The organism is Curtobacterium flaccumfaciens (assembly GCF_051548005.1).
GTDB lineage: Bacteria > Actinomycetota > Actinomycetes > Actinomycetales > Microbacteriaceae > Curtobacterium.
Window position 1 is genome coordinate 1 of sequence record NZ_JBPUGH010000080.1, and the last position, 14,539, is coordinate 14,539.

13 protein-coding genes are annotated in these 14,539 nt (G+C 71.5%); 5 read left to right on the plus strand and 8 right to left on the minus strand.

Annotated features, from left to right (window positions below; all coding sequences use genetic code 11):
- Positions 1 to 63: 63 nt before the first annotated feature.
- Together ACSW7Y_RS10570 and ACSW7Y_RS10575 are read right to left on the minus strand one after the other, a co-directional pair.
- Positions 64 to 1,635, minus strand: a complete 1,572-nt coding sequence (locus tag ACSW7Y_RS10570; RefSeq protein ID WP_438126245.1) for an ABC transporter permease — start codon at positions 1,633 to 1,635, stop codon at positions 64 to 66.
- On the minus strand, positions 1,611 to 2,927 hold the full coding sequence (locus ACSW7Y_RS10575; RefSeq protein WP_438126246.1) for an ATP-binding cassette domain-containing protein: 1,317 nt from the start codon (positions 2,925 to 2,927) through the stop codon (positions 1,611 to 1,613). Before ACSW7Y_RS10575 ends, ACSW7Y_RS10570 begins: the two co-directional genes overlap by 25 nt.
- Positions 2,928 to 3,248: 321 nt before the next feature.
- Between ACSW7Y_RS10575 and ACSW7Y_RS10580 the strand changes: the two genes are divergently transcribed.
- From ACSW7Y_RS10580 to ACSW7Y_RS10595, 4 genes are all read left to right on the plus strand, one after another.
- Complete coding sequence (locus tag ACSW7Y_RS10580) at positions 3,249 to 3,944, plus strand: NTP transferase domain-containing protein (RefSeq protein WP_438126247.1); 696 nt, start codon at positions 3,249 to 3,251, stop codon at positions 3,942 to 3,944.
- 41 nt (positions 3,945 to 3,985) lie between these two features.
- Positions 3,986 to 4,810 carry an ABC transporter permease gene (locus ACSW7Y_RS10585; RefSeq protein WP_438126248.1) on the plus strand — a complete coding sequence of 275 codons (825 nt, stop codon included), beginning with the start codon at positions 3,986 to 3,988 and terminating at the stop codon, positions 4,808 to 4,810.
- Positions 4,810 to 5,577, plus strand: coding sequence for an ABC transporter ATP-binding protein (locus ACSW7Y_RS10590; protein ID WP_438126249.1), 768 nt, complete (start codon positions 4,810 to 4,812; stop codon positions 5,575 to 5,577). The genes ACSW7Y_RS10585 and ACSW7Y_RS10590 overlap by 1 nt, the downstream gene beginning before the upstream one ends.
- Positions 5,578 to 5,692: 115 nt before the next feature.
- The gene (locus ACSW7Y_RS10595; RefSeq protein WP_438126250.1) at positions 5,693 to 5,995 is read left to right on the plus strand and encodes a hypothetical protein; all 303 of its coding nucleotides are present in this window, start codon (positions 5,693 to 5,695) and stop codon (positions 5,993 to 5,995) included.
- Positions 5,996 to 6,035: 40 nt separating this feature from the next.
- On the opposite strand, the gene ACSW7Y_RS10600 is transcribed toward ACSW7Y_RS10595, so the two are convergent.
- The 5 genes from ACSW7Y_RS10600 to ACSW7Y_RS10620 form a co-directional block, all read right to left on the minus strand.
- A complete protein-coding gene (locus ACSW7Y_RS10600) occupies positions 6,036 to 7,268 on the minus strand; it encodes a CDP-glycerol glycerophosphotransferase family protein (RefSeq protein ID WP_438126251.1) in 1,233 nt (410 codons plus the stop codon).
- Between the two features lie 8 nt (positions 7,269 to 7,276).
- Positions 7,277 to 8,185 (minus strand): glycosyltransferase family 2 protein, encoded by a 909-nt coding sequence (locus tag ACSW7Y_RS10605; RefSeq protein ID WP_438126252.1) that lies wholly within the window; start codon positions 8,183 to 8,185, stop codon positions 7,277 to 7,279.
- Complete coding sequence (locus tag ACSW7Y_RS10610; protein WP_438126253.1) at positions 8,182 to 9,000, minus strand: CDP-alcohol phosphatidyltransferase family protein; 819 nt, start codon at positions 8,998 to 9,000, stop codon at positions 8,182 to 8,184. The genes ACSW7Y_RS10605 and ACSW7Y_RS10610 overlap by 4 nt, the downstream gene beginning before the upstream one ends.
- A 5-nt stretch (positions 9,001 to 9,005) precedes the next feature.
- A complete protein-coding gene (locus tag ACSW7Y_RS10615; RefSeq protein ID WP_438126254.1) occupies positions 9,006 to 10,049 on the minus strand; it encodes a glycosyltransferase family 2 protein in 1,044 nt (347 codons plus the stop codon).
- A gap of 152 nt (positions 10,050 to 10,201) precedes the next feature.
- Entirely contained in the window at positions 10,202 to 12,238 is a 2,037-nt protein-coding gene (locus ACSW7Y_RS10620; protein ID WP_438126255.1) for a S1C family serine protease, read from the minus strand.
- 181 nt (positions 12,239 to 12,419) lie between these two features.
- Between ACSW7Y_RS10620 and ACSW7Y_RS10625 the strand changes: the two genes are divergently transcribed.
- Positions 12,420 to 13,664: an aminotransferase class I/II-fold pyridoxal phosphate-dependent enzyme gene (locus ACSW7Y_RS10625; RefSeq protein ID WP_438126256.1), complete on the plus strand. Its 1,245-nt coding sequence runs from the start codon at positions 12,420 to 12,422 to the stop codon at positions 13,662 to 13,664.
- Here the strand turns inward: ACSW7Y_RS10625 and ACSW7Y_RS10630 are convergent.
- Positions 13,640 to 14,455 (minus strand): carbon-nitrogen hydrolase family protein, encoded by an 816-nt coding sequence (locus ACSW7Y_RS10630; RefSeq protein ID WP_438126257.1) that lies wholly within the window; start codon positions 14,453 to 14,455, stop codon positions 13,640 to 13,642. The two genes, ACSW7Y_RS10625 and ACSW7Y_RS10630, sit on opposite strands and share 25 nt — an antisense overlap.
- Between the last annotated feature and the right edge of the window lie 84 nt (positions 14,456 to 14,539).

Consider the following 14,539-nt stretch of genomic DNA (forward strand, 5'->3'; position numbering starts at 1 on the left):
GTGCGCGCACCACCTGCGCCGCAGGCGGGCGACGGCACGCCGTGCGGCGCACCACCCGCCAGGTCAGTTGCGCTGCGCCGCCGCCAGGAGGTCCGGTCCGTGCCGGTCGAACGCTCGGCCGCCGATCGCGACACCGGCGACGAGCACGACCACGCCGACGACCGCACCGACGACCAGCGTCGTCGTCGCCCAGGGGTCCGCACCGTCACGGAAGGTCAGGACTGCCAGCCACACGGCCGGGATCGAGGACACCACGATCCCGATCACCATCACCGATTGCGCGACCGTCGCGGTGACGCCGGCGGCCTGCGGCTGTTGGAAGGGGTGGTCACCCGGCCGCACGGTCGGGTACGGCAGCAGGACGGAGACGATGCTCGACAGGCCGAGGCCCGCGAGGAGCGCGGATGCACCGATGCCGATGAGCACCGGGAACGCCACCCAGTCGCCGAAGAGCCGTGCGGAGACCGCGGCACCCGCGACGAGCGCCGGGACCCCGACGACCAGGACGGGGACGACCCGACCGAGGCGGTCGCTCCACCCCGGTGCGCCGGAGGCGACGTGCAGCCAGACCGCGGTGTTGTCGTACGACACGTCGTTGTGCGGCAGGAACCCGGCGATGAGTGCCATGAGCGGGAGCGGCACGAGCGCCGTCCAGTGCCACGGGACACCGGCGACCCCGAGCGGGATGACGACGATCGGCACGAAGACGAGGACGAGGTAGGAGGTGCGGTACCGGGGGTCCCGACCCCAGTACGTCAGCGCCCGGGCGGCGACCGCGGCCACCGGCGCGGAGCCGAGCCGGTCGAACCAGCCGAGGCCGCGGTACCGCCGGCTGCGGGTCCGGGACTCGACGGTCTCGAGTGCGTGACCGACCTGCGCCCACCAGGCCCACGCGAGCAGGGCGACCGTGACGACGGCGACGAGCAGCTTGAGGACGCCCGAGCCGACGGCACCCACCGCGACGTCCGCCGGGACGGCCCACGCGGCACCCCACGGGGTCCAGCCGGCGATGTTCGCGACCCGCTGCGTCTCCGCGCCGGCGGGGTCGATCCACCCGCTGTCGACCAGGAGCGAGACCGTGGGGACGGCCAGGACCGCGATGACCAGGGCGACCAGCCAGCCGGCGTCGCGGGTCCGGTGCTGTCCGATCAGGCGCGAACCCGCCGTGGACGCGACCCGGACGAGGAGTGCGCAGGTCGCGATCGCGAGCAGACCGCCGACGACCCCGAGCACCGCCGTTCCGCCGCCGCGCATCCACGTGACGGACTGGCCCACGGCGACGATGGCCACCGCGACCACCGGCACGCCGACGAGGCCAGCGACGAACAACCCGACCGTGAGGTCCTTCCGACCGATCCCGAACACGGCGAAGCGGCGCGGGTCGAACTGGTCGCCGTGCCCGGCGACGAGCGGGACGACGGTGAAGCCGAACGTGACGAGGGTCCCCACCGGGACCACGACGGCACGCGCCGACTCCGGGTCGACCGTCCGCAGACCGGCGGCCACGACGGCGATCGCCACCGCGGCGAGGAGCCCGACGAGGCTCCCGAGGACGACCAGGACCGAGCGACGTGCACTCCCCCGGACGCCGCCCGCGAGCAGGTCGGCCCTCAGCCGGAGAAGCTGTGCAACCATTCCATGCTCTCTGCCACGACGCGGCCACCCGCGAGTTCGACGAACTTGTCCTCGAGGCTCTTGCGCCCGCGGACCTGGGCCATCGTCCCGGAGGCGAGGACCTTGCCGCCGACGATGATCGCGACCGAGTCGCACGTGCGCTGGACGAGTTCCATCGAGTGGCTGGAGAGCACGACCGTGCCGCCACCAGCCGTGTAGCGACGGAGGATCTCGGTGATGGTCGCGGCGCTCACCGGGTCGACGGACTCGAACGGTTCGTCGAGCACGAGGACCCGGGGCGAGTGGATGAGCGTGGCGGCGAGCGCGATCTTCTTCGCCATGCCGACCGAGTAGTCCGCGACCTGGCGGCCGAGCGCCTCCCCGAGCCCGAACGCCTCGGCGAGGTCTGCGCTGCGGTCGCGTGCCGTGGCGCCGTCGAGCCCCCGGAGCGTGGCGGAGTAGTAGAGCAGCTGCGCGCCGGTGAGCCGGTCGAACAGCCGGAGCCGGTCGGGCAGGACCCCGAGGCTGCGCTTCGCAGCGGTCGGGTCGGCCCAGACGTCGTGGTCGAGGACGGTCACGGTGCCGGCGTCCGGACGGAGCAGGCCGGTGACCATCGAGAGCGTCGTGGTCTTGCCGGCGCCGTTCGGACCGACGACGCCGAAGATCGAGCCCTGGCGGATCTCGAGGTCCACCTCGTCCACGGCGAGGGTCTGCCCGTAGCGCTTCACGAGCCCCTCGGCGCGGAGGACCACGGGCTGCTTCGGTGCGGCGGCCGCGGGGCGCTTCACGCTGGCCCGTGGCGCGCGCTTCTTCGACGGGGTGCCGGCCGACGCGGCGCTGGTCCGGTCCGCGTTCGCCGACTCCGCGTTCGCCGACTCCGTGCTCGTCGGCTCCGTGCTCGTCGGCTCCGTGCTCGTCGAACCGGCGTTCGCCGGCTCCGTGCTCGTCGTTTCGGGGTCCACCGGTGCGGCGTCGCGCTGTCCGGAGCCCTTCGGCGCGCCGGCCGGACGCTTCACGCGACCCTTGGCGCCACGGGACCCCTTCGACGACTGCTTCCCCGTGCTCGCGGAGGCGGCGTCCGCAACGGCGGCTCCCGTCCCACGGTCATCGGCGGTGCCGACGTCGTCCCGCGTGTCGGCAGCCGCGCCGCGCGTGTCGGCGACTCCGGCGTCGATCGTGGTCGTGTCGTCGGTCATGTCGTCACCAGCGGGCGCGTCACGCGCATCCCCGTCCCCCATGTCACTGTCGGCCTCGGTCAGCCAGGCAGCGTCGGACGTCGCGTACACGTCCTCGTCGTCTGCTCCTGCGGCCATCGCCCCACCGTACCAACGCTGCGGGACGCGGCGGGGACCGTGACCGGACCGTCACCGACGACGCCCGTGCGAGGGTCACGAATCGGGAACGATGGCGGTCCGGGTGTACCCCGACGGCACCGGATTCCGTATCATTCACCAGGACACGCCGAAGTGTTCACCACTTGGAAACCCGTTCGGGCGACCGACGTGATGCGGCCCGCGCCGGGTGTTCCATCCGACAAGCGCACGGTTCACGGCGGATCCGGACCCTGCGGGAGCAGACTCGACCAGGCCCGCCCGTGCCCATCGGCGCGCGGGCGGACACCAGAAGGGACCAGCATGACCACGCAGATCGTCATCCTCGCCGCGGGGATGGGCAGCCGCCTCGGGCGCAGCCTGCCGAAGCCGCTGACGGAGCTCTCCGACGGCCGCACCATCATGCAGCAGCAGTTCGACAACATCCGCGCCGCGTTCGGCTCGAGCGCCCGCGTGACGATCGTCGTCGGGTACAAGTCGGAGTACATCGTCGAGGCGTTCCCGCAGGCGAACTTCGTCTACAACGAGTCCTACGACTCCACGAACACCTCGAAGAGCCTCCTCCGCGCGCTCAAGGCCACCGGCAAGAGCGGCGTGCTCTGGATGAACGGCGACGTCGTGTTCGACCCGCGCGCGCTCGTGCGTGCCGCCGACATGATCGACGAGGACCGCTCGTTCGTGAGCGTCAACACCGACAAGGTCTCCGACGAAGAGGTCAAGTACACCGTCGACGCCGAGGGCTTCATCGAGAAGCTCTCGAAGCAGGTCGTCGGCGGGCTGGGCGAGGCGGTCGGCATCAACTACGTCTCCGCCGCCGACAAGCAGGCGCTGATCCGCCAGCTCGGCCGCGTGGACGACCAGGAGTACTTCGAGGGCGGCATCGAGGCTGCCATCGCCGAGGACGGGCTACGCTGGTCGCCGATCGACATCTCGGACCTCTACGCGGTCGAGATCGACTTCGCCGAGGACCTCGAGCGCGCGAACAACCTGTTCGCCTGACCGGACCCCACCCCCTCGGCGGTTCCGCCCGGAGGGAAACCGTGACCACAGCGAGTGCGCCGACCGTGCCCGCGGCTGCTGCCCCACCGGCCAGCCGCAGTGCCGGTCGGCGCTATCGTCATGCCCTCTGGCTCCTGACCGTCCGCGATCTCCGGGTTCGGTACTCGACGTCGGCGCTCGGGTACTTCTGGTCGATCCTCGACCCGCTGGTCATGTCGGCCATCTACTGGTTCGTCTTCACACAGGTGTTCCACCGCGGCAAGGTGGGCGAGGAACCGTACATCGTCTTCCTGCTCTCGGCGCTCTTGCCGTGGATGTGGTTCACCGGCGCGGTCTCCGACTCCACGCGGGCGTTCACGAGCGAGGCCAAGCTCATCCGCTCGACGACCATCCCGCGCAGCATCTGGGTCGCTCGCATCGACGCGTCCAAGGGCATCGAGTTCGTGCTGAGCCTGCCCGTCCTCGCGGTCTTCGTGCTCGCGACCGGCGCGCACCTCCACTGGGAGGTCCTGCTGTACCCGCTCGCGATCGTGCTGCAGTGCGCGCTGATCTACGGCCTCGGGCTCATCGTCGCACCGCTCGTGGTCTTCTTCCGCGACCTCGAGCGCGCGGTGAAGCTGATCCTGCGGTTCCTCTTCTACGCATCGCCGATCATCTACGGCACCACCGCCCTGCCCGAGCGGTACCGGGACCTCATGGCACTGAACCCCCTCTCCGGGATCATCGGCATCTACCGGTCGGCCTTCTTCCCGAGCCAGCTGCACTGGCACGAGGTGATCGGCTCGACGATCGTGACGGTCGTGGTCGTGGTCATCGGCACGGTGGTCTTCAAGCGGAGCGAGCACCGCGTCCTGAAGGAGCTGTGATGACGACCACCGACGAGTCCCGCCGCAGCACGACCACGGTGCCCGTGATCAGCGTTCGCAGGGCCGGCATCCGGTTCAAGCGGAACCGGCGGGCGAGCCGCAGCTTCAAGGACCTGTTCGCCGGCCGAGACCGCCGGAAGCGCGGCGACGAGTTCTGGGCGCTCCGGGACGTCTCGTTCGACGTGCAACCCGGTGAGGCCATCGGGGTCGTCGGGCGGAACGGTCAGGGCAAGTCCACGCTCCTCAAGCTCGTCGCGCAGGTGATGCTCCCCGACGAGGGCCACGTGCGCGTCGGCGCCGGGGTCGCTCCCCTCATCGAGATCACCGGCGGCTTCGTCGGCGACCTCACGGTGCGCGACAACGTGTACCTGACGGCCGGCCTGCACGGGATGTCGCGTGCGGAGATCCGGGACGCCTTCGACGAGATCATCGAGTTCGCCGAGATCGGTGACTTCGTCGACACCCCGTACAAGCACCTGTCGAGCGGCATGAAGGTCCGCATCGCGTTCTCGGTCATCTCCCGCCTGGACGAGCCGGTCCTGCTCGTGGACGAGGTGCTCGCCGTCGGCGACAAGGGGTTCCGCGAGAAGTGCTACAAGCGGATCGACGAGCTCCTGGCCGGCGGACGCACGCTCTTCTTCGTCTCCCACAGCGACAAGGACCTGCGCCGGTTCTGCGACCGCGGGCTGTACCTCGACAAGGGGCAGCTGCAGTTCGACGGGCCGATCGACGAGGCCCTCGCGCGGTACAGCGCCGACTACGCCTGATCGGACGGCGGCACCCCTCCACAACGGCACACGCCCCGACCTCCCTCCACAGCGCAGGTGGTCCACACCGCTCCCGGGCGCCCCGACGTCGGTACCCCCACCTAGCGTTCGAGGCATGCACCCCACCGCCCCCGCGTACCGCGTCCCGTTCCACCTCGACCGCTCCGACGCCCCACGTCGGTACACCCTCGTGAACACCGGGCCGGAGCCCGTCGACGGGCTGACGCTCACCCACCTCGGGTCGGGCTACGCTCCACCGATGGCCGTCCGTCGCCTCGAACCGGGGCGGGCCCTGTCGATCGCCGTGTTCGGTGCGGAGCGGGACGACACGGGGGTGGTGGTGCTCCGGTGGCGACGTCCCGACCGCAGCGAGTACCTCTGGCACGTCCCGCTCGTCGCACACGCCACGGGGCGGTGACGCGCCGCTCGTGACCGTGCCCCGCGGTACGGCGACCCCGTCAGTTCGCGTCGCGTTCGGCGGCGACGGTCCGCCACCGCTCGAGCAGCTGCTCCACGGCAGCGTGGAACCTCGCGGTCGCCACGCCGGGCGTCGTGTCACCGAAGTAGCGCTCGACCCAGTGCCGGAGCCGAGCCAGCTCGTCGGCGTCGTTCGCTGCGGCGTCGATCCGCGTGACGACGTCGGCCGCGTCCGCCGCCTCCAGCCAGTTCGCGTCGCCGAGGTACCCGCGCTCGTCGACGTCGGCGTCCGGGGACACCGGCCGGGTCACGATCAGCGGCTTGCCCACCGCGAGACGGTCGTAGATCATCGCCGAGATGTCCGTGATCGCGACGTCGGCGCCGGCGAGCTGCCAGCCGAGCGTCGGGCCGTCGTCGTACACGTGGTGCGCGGTCGGGTCGGCGGCGTTCGCGGCCGAGATCGCGGCGATGATCCGTTCGTGAGCCGCCCGGTAGTCCGCGTCGAGCACGCCCGAGCGCGGGTGGGGGCGGTAGACGAGCCGGTGGGCAGGGGACGCGAGCACCCGCTCGGCGATCGTCGTGCCGTGGCTCGCGATCGACCCGTAGGCCGCGGCGGCGCGGTCGCCCTCCCACGTCGGTGCGTACAGCACGACGGTGCGGCCGTCCTCGGGCCAGGGCACCTCGGCCGCGAAGTGGTCGGCCTGGGGGCGGCCGATCGCGGTCGTCCTGGTGTCGAGGTCGTAGTCCCACAGGGCGGCTGCCAACCGGTCACGAGCGGCGTCACCGGCGATCAGAGCGTGGTCGTACGCCTTGAACTGGTTCGTCGTCATGTACATCTTGTCGCTCTCGCCGTGGTTCACGAAGACGTGCCACATGCGCCCGTACCGCATCATCTGGAAGTTCCGGGCGTTCTGGTTGACGTAGAGGACGATCTTGGGCGCCTGCTCGTCGACGAAGCGTTCGAGGTCGACGACCTGCCGGGCGTAGACCACGGGCACCGGCGACTCGTCGAGCAGGGCGAGCATGGTGCCGGGGCTCCGCGAGAGGATCGCGACGGGGTGCTCGGCGTGCAGTTCGGCGAGCGGCGCGTACCACTGCCGCACCTGGTACAGGTTCACGGGGCCGTCGGCGAAGTAGACCGCGATCTCGACCGAGCCGGGTGCGAGCGGCGGTTCCGTCCGGAGTCGTCGGGCCAGGGCGTTCCGGCTCTGCCGCGACTTCAGCAGGCGCTCGACGAGGCGCACCGCGGTGCGCAGGTCACTGGTGATCGACACGGGTCTCCTCAGATGATCGGGGGGCGGCCGGCGAGCGTCATCCGCCCGATCGTCAGCCATCCCATCGTCGCGGTCGGGCCGCAATCGGTGGTCCAGCCCTCGCGGACGCCACCGAACCACGTCGCGAGACGCCTCGGGTGTCGCCACCAGCGGGCGACCTGGATCGCCGCCCAGGAGCCGACGTACAGCGGCTGGAGCACGACGGGCAGGTTGCGGCGGGCGAGCCAGACGCGGTTCCGGGCGTTCAGTCGGTAGTACTCACGGTGTCGCGCGGGGTCGATCGCGGGGTGGTGCGCGACGAGGTCCCCGGCGTACCAGGTGCGGCGGCCGGCATCCCAGACGCGCCACGCCAGTTCGATGCCCTCGTGCGCGTAGAAGTACGGCGCACCCCACCCTCCGACCGCGCGGTAGACGTCCATCGGGAGCACGACCGCACCCTCCCACACCGAGAACACCGGCGAGGACTCCGACGCCGAGCCCTTCCGGATCCGCGGGATCCACCGCGTCGGGTTCGCGGCCCCGGTCGGGTCGACGACCTGTGGCTGCACGAGGCCGAGCGACGGGTCGTGCTCGAACAGGGCGATCGCGTCGCGCAGGAACGTCGCGGACGGCACGGATGCGTCGTCGTCGAGGAAGAACACGTAGTCGCCGTCGACGACCTCGGCGCCGGCGTTCCGGCCGGCCGGGATGCCGACGTTCTCGGGGAGGGCGAGGGCACGGACACCCTCGGGCAACCCGGTCGGGTCCCACCCGTTGCCGACGCACACGACGTCGAGCTCGACGCCCTGTTGCGCCAGCACGCTCTCGAGTCCGCGACGGAGGTCGTCCGGTCGGGTGCCCTGCGACAGGCTCACGACGGCGACGCGGGGCCGCTCGCGGTGCGGGACGGCGTCCCGACGGAGCGTCCCGGGGGTCACGCGCGGACCCGCTTCGACGCGATGATGGCGAGGAAGTGCCCGGCCGTCGCGAGGACCGCGAGCGGCAGGAGCGCGCCGACGAGGATGCGGGACGCGAGCGTGTCGCCGATGACGAGGCCGAGCAGTGCGAAGACGAAGGCGAGGATCGAGAGCTCCACCGAGTGGTAGAGGCGGTGGAACGGCAGGAACCGCGCCGCCTTCCGGAGCGTCGCGAGCCGGCGCCCGGACGGGGCGGTCGAGGCGTCCCGGCGGTCGACGAGCTTCTCGAGCCCGGCGTTGGCGCGCGCCACGTGCACCATGTCGTTGAGGGCCTTGTTCAGGACGATCACGAGCCCGAGCGCACAGCCGATCGTCGTCCACATCCAGTCCGCGTCGTGGATCGGCCACGTGGCCGCCCGGACACCGAGGGCGATCGGGATGAGCCCCTCGGTCGTGTAGTGCCCGACCTTGTCGAGGAACACCCCGGCGGGCGAGTGGGTGCCGCGCCAGCGGGCGACCTCCCCGTCGCTGCAGTCGACGAGCATCTGCAGCTGGCCGAGCACGAGTGCCAGCGCCGCACCCCAGACACCGGGGATCAGCAGCGCGGCCGCGACGCTCCACCCGACCAGGATCATCAGGCCGGTGACCTGGTTCGCGCTCACCCGCGTCTTCAGCAGCACCCAGGTCAGGTACGGCGAGACGTCGCGGAGGTACAGCGAGGCCGTCCAGTGCTCGGCGTTCGCCCGCATCCGGACCGCGTCCGGTTGCGCGACGGCCCGGAGTTCGGCGATCGAGGTCGGCCGTGCAGCGCGTCCCGTGGTGGCGTCGTCGGTCATGTCGGTCACCGTCCCGTGTGCGTCGTGAGTTCGGACGTCCTGGTCAGGAAGCCGATGATGAACCCGATTCCCCAGCCGACGTGGATGCACGGCAGGACGACGAGGAGCCAGAGGAGCGTCGCCGCCCCTGATCGCCGCGCGACGGCGACGGCGCCGACCACGACGAAGAGCAGGTACACCGCGGGGACCACGAACCCGAGCAGTGCCCACGCAGCCCCCGTCCCGGTGGCCGCGCCGACGATCCCGACGACCCCGGCGACGAGCCCGACGGCCATCGCCGCCACCATGGCCGGCGGGACGAAGTAGCGCAGCCCGTTGTTCGCCGGGAACCGCCGGGCGAGCTCGCCGCGCCACAGCCCCGTCGCGACGAACTGCCGCACGAGCCGCTTCAGGCTCGGCCGCGGACGGTACGTGACGACCAGTTCGGGCGTGAACCACACGGTGCCACCGGTCTGCCGCAGCCGCCGGTTGAGCTCCCAGTCCTGGCCGCGCTTGATGCCCTCGTCGAACAGCCCGACCTCGAACAGGCGGTCACGCCGGAAGACGCCGAGGTACGCGGTCTCCGCCGGCCCGGCCTGCCCGCCGACGTGGTGCGGCGTTCCGCCCAGTCCGACCCGACTGCCGTACGCGAGGGCCACGGCCCGCTCGAACGGTGTGCGTCCCTCGGCTCGCATGATCCCGCCGACGTTGTCCGCACCGGACTCCTGCAGCACGCGGACCGCGATGCGGGTGTAGTCCCGCGGGAGCACGGAGTGCGCGTCGACACGGACGACCACGGGGTGCTCGGATGCCCGGATCGCCACGTTCAGCCCGGCGGGGGTCGACCCGACCGGGTTCTCGATCGCTCGGATCCGAGGGTCGGCCGCGCTCATCTCCGCGACGAGCTCGTTCGTCCCGTCGATGGAGGGGCCGAGCGCGAGGATGACCTCGAACGGGCCGGCGTAGTCCTGGTCGAGCAGGCTCTGCACGGCGGCACGGACCTCGGTGACCTCGTTGAGCACGGGCATCACGTACGAGACGCCCGGCAGGCGCTGTCCGTCTGGCTGCATGCGTCCCTCGGTCGGTGGCTGGGTGCGCGGGGCGCACCGCGGGCGGTGCCGCCCCGCAGAGCGACCATGAGCCTATCAAGCCGGCTCCGCCCCGACGGACTGGAGGCCCGGTGCCAGCTGGCACCGGGCCTCCAGTCCGTCAGTGGGTCGCGTCAGCCCTTGCTGTCGTACGTCCCGAGGGTCACGTCCGCCGTGTAGGACTTCCCACCGCGGAGGTAGGTGATCTCGGTCTTCGTGCCACCGGCGAAGAAGCGCACCTGCGCGGTCAGGTCGGTCGCGTCCGACACCGTGGCGGACCCGATCTTCGTGACGACGTCACCCGCCTTGAGCCCCGCCTTCGCCGCCGCACCGCCGGAGGTCACCGACTTGATGAGGGCGCCCATCTGCGTGGCGTTCGAGGCGTCGGTCGAGTCGGCGACACCGGCGCCGAGGAGCCCGTGCGTCGCGGAGCCGTTGTCCTTGATCTCGTTCGCCACGCGCTTGACGAGGTTCGACGGGATCGAGAACCCGACGCCGATGCTGCCGGACTGCGAGTCGGACGACGAGCTGCTGCCGGCGGACGCGATCGCGACGTTGATGCCGATGAGCTTGCCCTTCGAGTCGAGCAGCGCGCCGCCCGAGTTGCCCGGGTTGATCGACGCGTCGGTCTGGATGACGGGCAGCGACACCGTCGAGCTCGCCGAGGAGCTCGAACCGTTGTCGCCGTTGCCCCAGAAGTCGAACGGGCCGCCCTGGCTGCCGTTGCCGCCCTCGTTCGAGTCGCCGCCGGGGTTCGGGGCGCTCGACGTGACCTGGATGCTGCGGTTCAGCGTGGAGACGATGCCGTCCGTGACGGTGTTCGACAGGCCGAGCGGCGCACCGATCGCGACCGCGGTGTCCCCGACGTTGAGGTCGGACGAGTCCGCGAACGAGATCGGCTTCATGTCCGTAGCGTCGATCTTGATCACCGCGAGGTCGACCGTGGGGTCGGTCCCGATGAGCTTCGCGTCGTAGATCTTGCCATCCGACGTCGTCACGGTGATCTTGCCGTTCGAGCTGTCTCCGTCGAGCGTCACCACGTGGGTGTTCGTGACGATGTAGCCGTCCTTGCTGAACACGACGCCGGAACCGGTGCCGGCCTCGCTGCTCGCGGAGACGTTGATCGTCACGACCGACGGCGTGGCCTGCGCCGCGACCGCCGTGACGACGGTCGCGTTGTTGTAGTCGTTGACCGTGAGGTTGCCGCCGCCCTGCGCGGAGCTGCTCGTCGGCGTGCCGGAACCACTGTTCGCCGAGCCCGCGAGCCAGCCGGCGCCACCACCGACGAGACCCGCGATGACGGCCGCCGCGACGAGCGGGACGACGAGGCGGTTGCGGCCCTCGGTCTTGGTGCCCGCCGGAGCCGCGGTGGCGGAGTCGGAGAAGTAGTGGCCGTTGCGCTGGTTCGAGCCGTCGACGTCGCCGAAGGACGAGGCCGACGCGGGGGCGCCGGTCGCGGAGCCGGGGGCCTGAGCGGACGCGTACGCGCTGGTGGGAGCTGCGGCGGACCCGGTCTGCTGGGCGTACTCGCCGTAACGGGGGCGATCCTGCCCGGCCTGCTGCGACGGATCGGCCTGCTGGCCGTACGTGGAGCCGTGGGTGCCGTAGGGGTTCTGCTGGCCGTACTGGCTGCCCTGGCCGTACTGGTTGCTCTGGCCGTACTGGCTGCCCTGGCCGTACTGGTTGCTCTGGCCGTACTGGCTGCCCTGGCCGCCCTGGCCGTACTGACTGCCTTGTCCGTACTGGTTGCTCTGGCCGTACTGGCCCGACTGCCCGGAACCGTACTGGCCCTGCTGCCCGTACTGGCTCGACTGGCCGTACTGGCTCGACTGGCCAGAGCCGTACTGGCTGGACTGTCCGTACTCGCTGTCCGGTCCGGACCCGTACCGGCCGGCGTCCTGCCCGTACCCGCCCTGCTGGCCGGCGCTGGACGCACCAGCCGAGCGGTCGTCCGCCACCGCCGGGTACGGCGCCGTGTACTGCGAGGTCTGCTGGTCGTCAGCCCGCGGGAACACGTCGGTCTCGTTCGCGGCCGCCGGCTCGATCACGTCGGTGTGGTCCGTCTGGCCGTGCTCGGCACCGGTCGCGCCGGCACCGGCCGTCTCGGCACCGGTCGTCTCATCGTGGCGGCGGTCGTCGTCGGCCTGCCCGTGGGGCGTGTTCTCGCTCATGCTGGACGTGCTCCTTTCAAGCTCGTGCAGTCTGTCGCACCCACCTGAGCGCCGGTCCTGGCCGGGCTGCACGCGACCTATGGCGATCTTATGCGTGCGCTGTGGAGGGTTCCGCGGCACCGATCCCCTGCGCCAGTAGGTTGGTGGCGACCGGCACGACGATCCGCAGCGGAGGACGACCATGCGACTCGAAGGACCCTGGCTGCGTGCGGCGGAGGGAGCGATGCTCCTCGGCCCCGACGGCGCACCCGCACCGACCGTCTTCGCCGAGATGAGCGCACTCGCTGCCGCGACCGGGGCGATCAACCTCGGCCAGGGTTTCCCGGACGAGGACGGCCCGCAGCAGGTCCTCGACGCCGCCGTGCAGGCGATCCGCGACGGCGCGAACCAGTACCCGCCCGGTCGGGGCACGCCGGACCTCCGTCAGGCGATCGCCGAGCACCAGGCCCGCTGGTACGGGCTCGAGGTCGACCCTGACCGTGAGGTCCTCGTCACCGCCGGCGCCACCGAGGCCCTCGCCGCGACGCTCCTCGCCCTGGTCGAACCCGGCGACGAGGTGATCACCTTCGAGCCGTTCTACGACGCCTACGGCGCCCTGATCCGGCTCGCCGGCGGCACGCACGTCACCGTCCCCCTCACCGCACCGGACTTCCTGCCCGACGAGACGACGCTCCGCGCGGCGTTCTCGGACCGCACCCGGGTCGTCCTCGTGAACACGCCGCACAACCCGACCGGCCGGGTCCTCCCCGCCGAGGTCCTGCGAACGATCGTCGAGCTCGCCGAGCACCACGACGCCCTGATCGTCACCGACGAGGTCTACGAGCACCTCACCTTCACGACCCCGCACGTGCCGATCGCCACGCTCCCCGGCGCCCGCGACCGTACGGTGACGATCTCCAGCGCTGGGAAGACCTTCAGTACGACGGGCTGGAAGATCGGCTGGCTGACCGCTCCCCCGGCGCTCGTCGACGCGATCACCTCGGTGAAGCAGTTCCTCACGTTCGTGAACGGATCACCCTTCCAGCCAGCGGTCGCGGCGGGGCTCAGGCTTCCGACCGAGGTCTTCTCGGGCATCGCGTCGACGCTCGCGGCGAAGCACGAGCTCCTCGCCGACGGGCTCCGGAGCGCGGGCTTCGACGTCATGCACCCCGACGGTGGGTACTTCGTCATCGCGGACGCCGCACCGCTCGGCTTCGCCGATGCGCGGGCGTTCTGCCTCGCCCTGCCCGAGCGGGCGGGTGTGGTCGGGGTCCCGGTGTCGGCGTTCGTCCGGCCCGAGCATGCCTCGGGCTACCGCTCGCTCGTGCGCTTCGCGTTCTGCAAGCGACGCTCCGTCCTCGAGGACGCGGCGTCCCGCCTCGCAGCGCTCGCCCCGACCGCCGAGCGCGCAGCACCGCCGGGTCAGCCCCGCGGCACGACGTCGTAGCGGCGCAGCGTCAGCGAGGGGTTCACCGATCGGATCGCTTCCGTCGTACCCGTGTCGACCCGCGCCACGAGCAGCCCGGGTGTCGCTCCGGCAGCCGCCACCGCGACCCCGGACGGGTCGAGCACGACCGACCCACCGACGCCGACCGGGGGCGTCTGCCCCACCCCGACGACCCACACGGTGTTCTCGATCGCACGCGCCGTGAGCAGGGTCCGCCAGTGGTGTTCCTTGCCCGGCCCCCGGACCCACTCCGCCGGGAGCACGACCACGTCGGCCGCGCCGAGCTCCGGCGCAGCCAGACGTCGGGTGACCTCCGGGAAGCGCAGGTCGTAGCAGGTCTCCAGTCCCACCCGGACGCCGACGAGCTCGAACACGGCCAACTGCTCCGGGTCGCCCGCCTCGATCCGGTCCGACTCCAGCGAGCCGAAGGCGTCGTAGAGGTGCACCTTCCGGTAGGCCACGTCGAGCGTGCCGTCCGGCCGCACCGTGACGAGCGTGTTGCGGAAGCGCCCCGGAACGTCAGCGGCCTCCGCGACGCCGACGACGAGCGCGAGGCCGGTGTCGCGTGCGATCTGTCGCAGGCCGGTGACGAAGGGCCCGTCGAGCGGCTGCGCGGCGGCGACGAACCGGTCGTCGATGTCGGCCGTGAAGTACGAGCTGTACTCCGGTGTCACGAGGAGCTGCGCGCCCCGCTCGACCGCCTGCTCCGCGAAGGTCCGGATCGTGTCGAGGTTGGCGGCCGGGTCGTCAACGGGCGCGAACTGCGCCGCGGCGATCGTCAGGGTGCCCATGCCGCGAGCGTACTGCCCGCGCCGACGAGCACGACGGGACGAGCGACGCGACGACGTGGCGCCCTGTGACGACGTGTCTCGTGC

What these genes read in the sequence shown, in the direction of transcription:
- ACSW7Y_RS10575 (WP_438126246.1), bottom strand. Translation starts at nt 2,927, where the DNA reads ATGGCCGCAGGAGCAGACGACGAGGACGTGTACGCGACGTCCGACGCT.
- ACSW7Y_RS10595 (WP_438126250.1), top strand. Translation starts at nt 5,693, where the DNA reads ATGCACCCCACCGCCCCCGCGTACCGCGTCCCGTTCCACCTCGACCGC.
- ACSW7Y_RS10580 (WP_438126247.1), top strand. Translation starts at nt 3,249, where the DNA reads ATGACCACGCAGATCGTCATCCTCGCCGCGGGGATGGGCAGCCGCCTC.
- ACSW7Y_RS10630 (WP_438126257.1), bottom strand. Translation starts at nt 14,455, where the DNA reads ATGGGCACCCTGACGATCGCCGCGGCGCAGTTCGCGCCCGTTGACGAC.
- ACSW7Y_RS10610 (WP_438126253.1), bottom strand. Translation starts at nt 9,000, where the DNA reads ATGACCGACGACGCCACCACGGGACGCGCTGCACGGCCGACCTCGATC.
- ACSW7Y_RS10620 (WP_438126255.1), bottom strand. Translation starts at nt 12,238, where the DNA reads ATGAGCGAGAACACGCCCCACGGGCAGGCCGACGACGACCGCCGCCAC.
- ACSW7Y_RS10615 (WP_438126254.1), bottom strand. Translation starts at nt 10,049, where the DNA reads ATGCAGCCAGACGGACAGCGCCTGCCGGGCGTCTCGTACGTGATGCCC.
- ACSW7Y_RS10570 (WP_438126245.1), bottom strand. Translation starts at nt 1,635, where the DNA reads ATGGTTGCACAGCTTCTCCGGCTGAGGGCCGACCTGCTCGCGGGCGGC.
- ACSW7Y_RS10625 (WP_438126256.1), top strand. Translation starts at nt 12,420, where the DNA reads ATGCGACTCGAAGGACCCTGGCTGCGTGCGGCGGAGGGAGCGATGCTC.
- ACSW7Y_RS10590 (WP_438126249.1), top strand. Translation starts at nt 4,810, where the DNA reads ATGACGACCACCGACGAGTCCCGCCGCAGCACGACCACGGTGCCCGTG.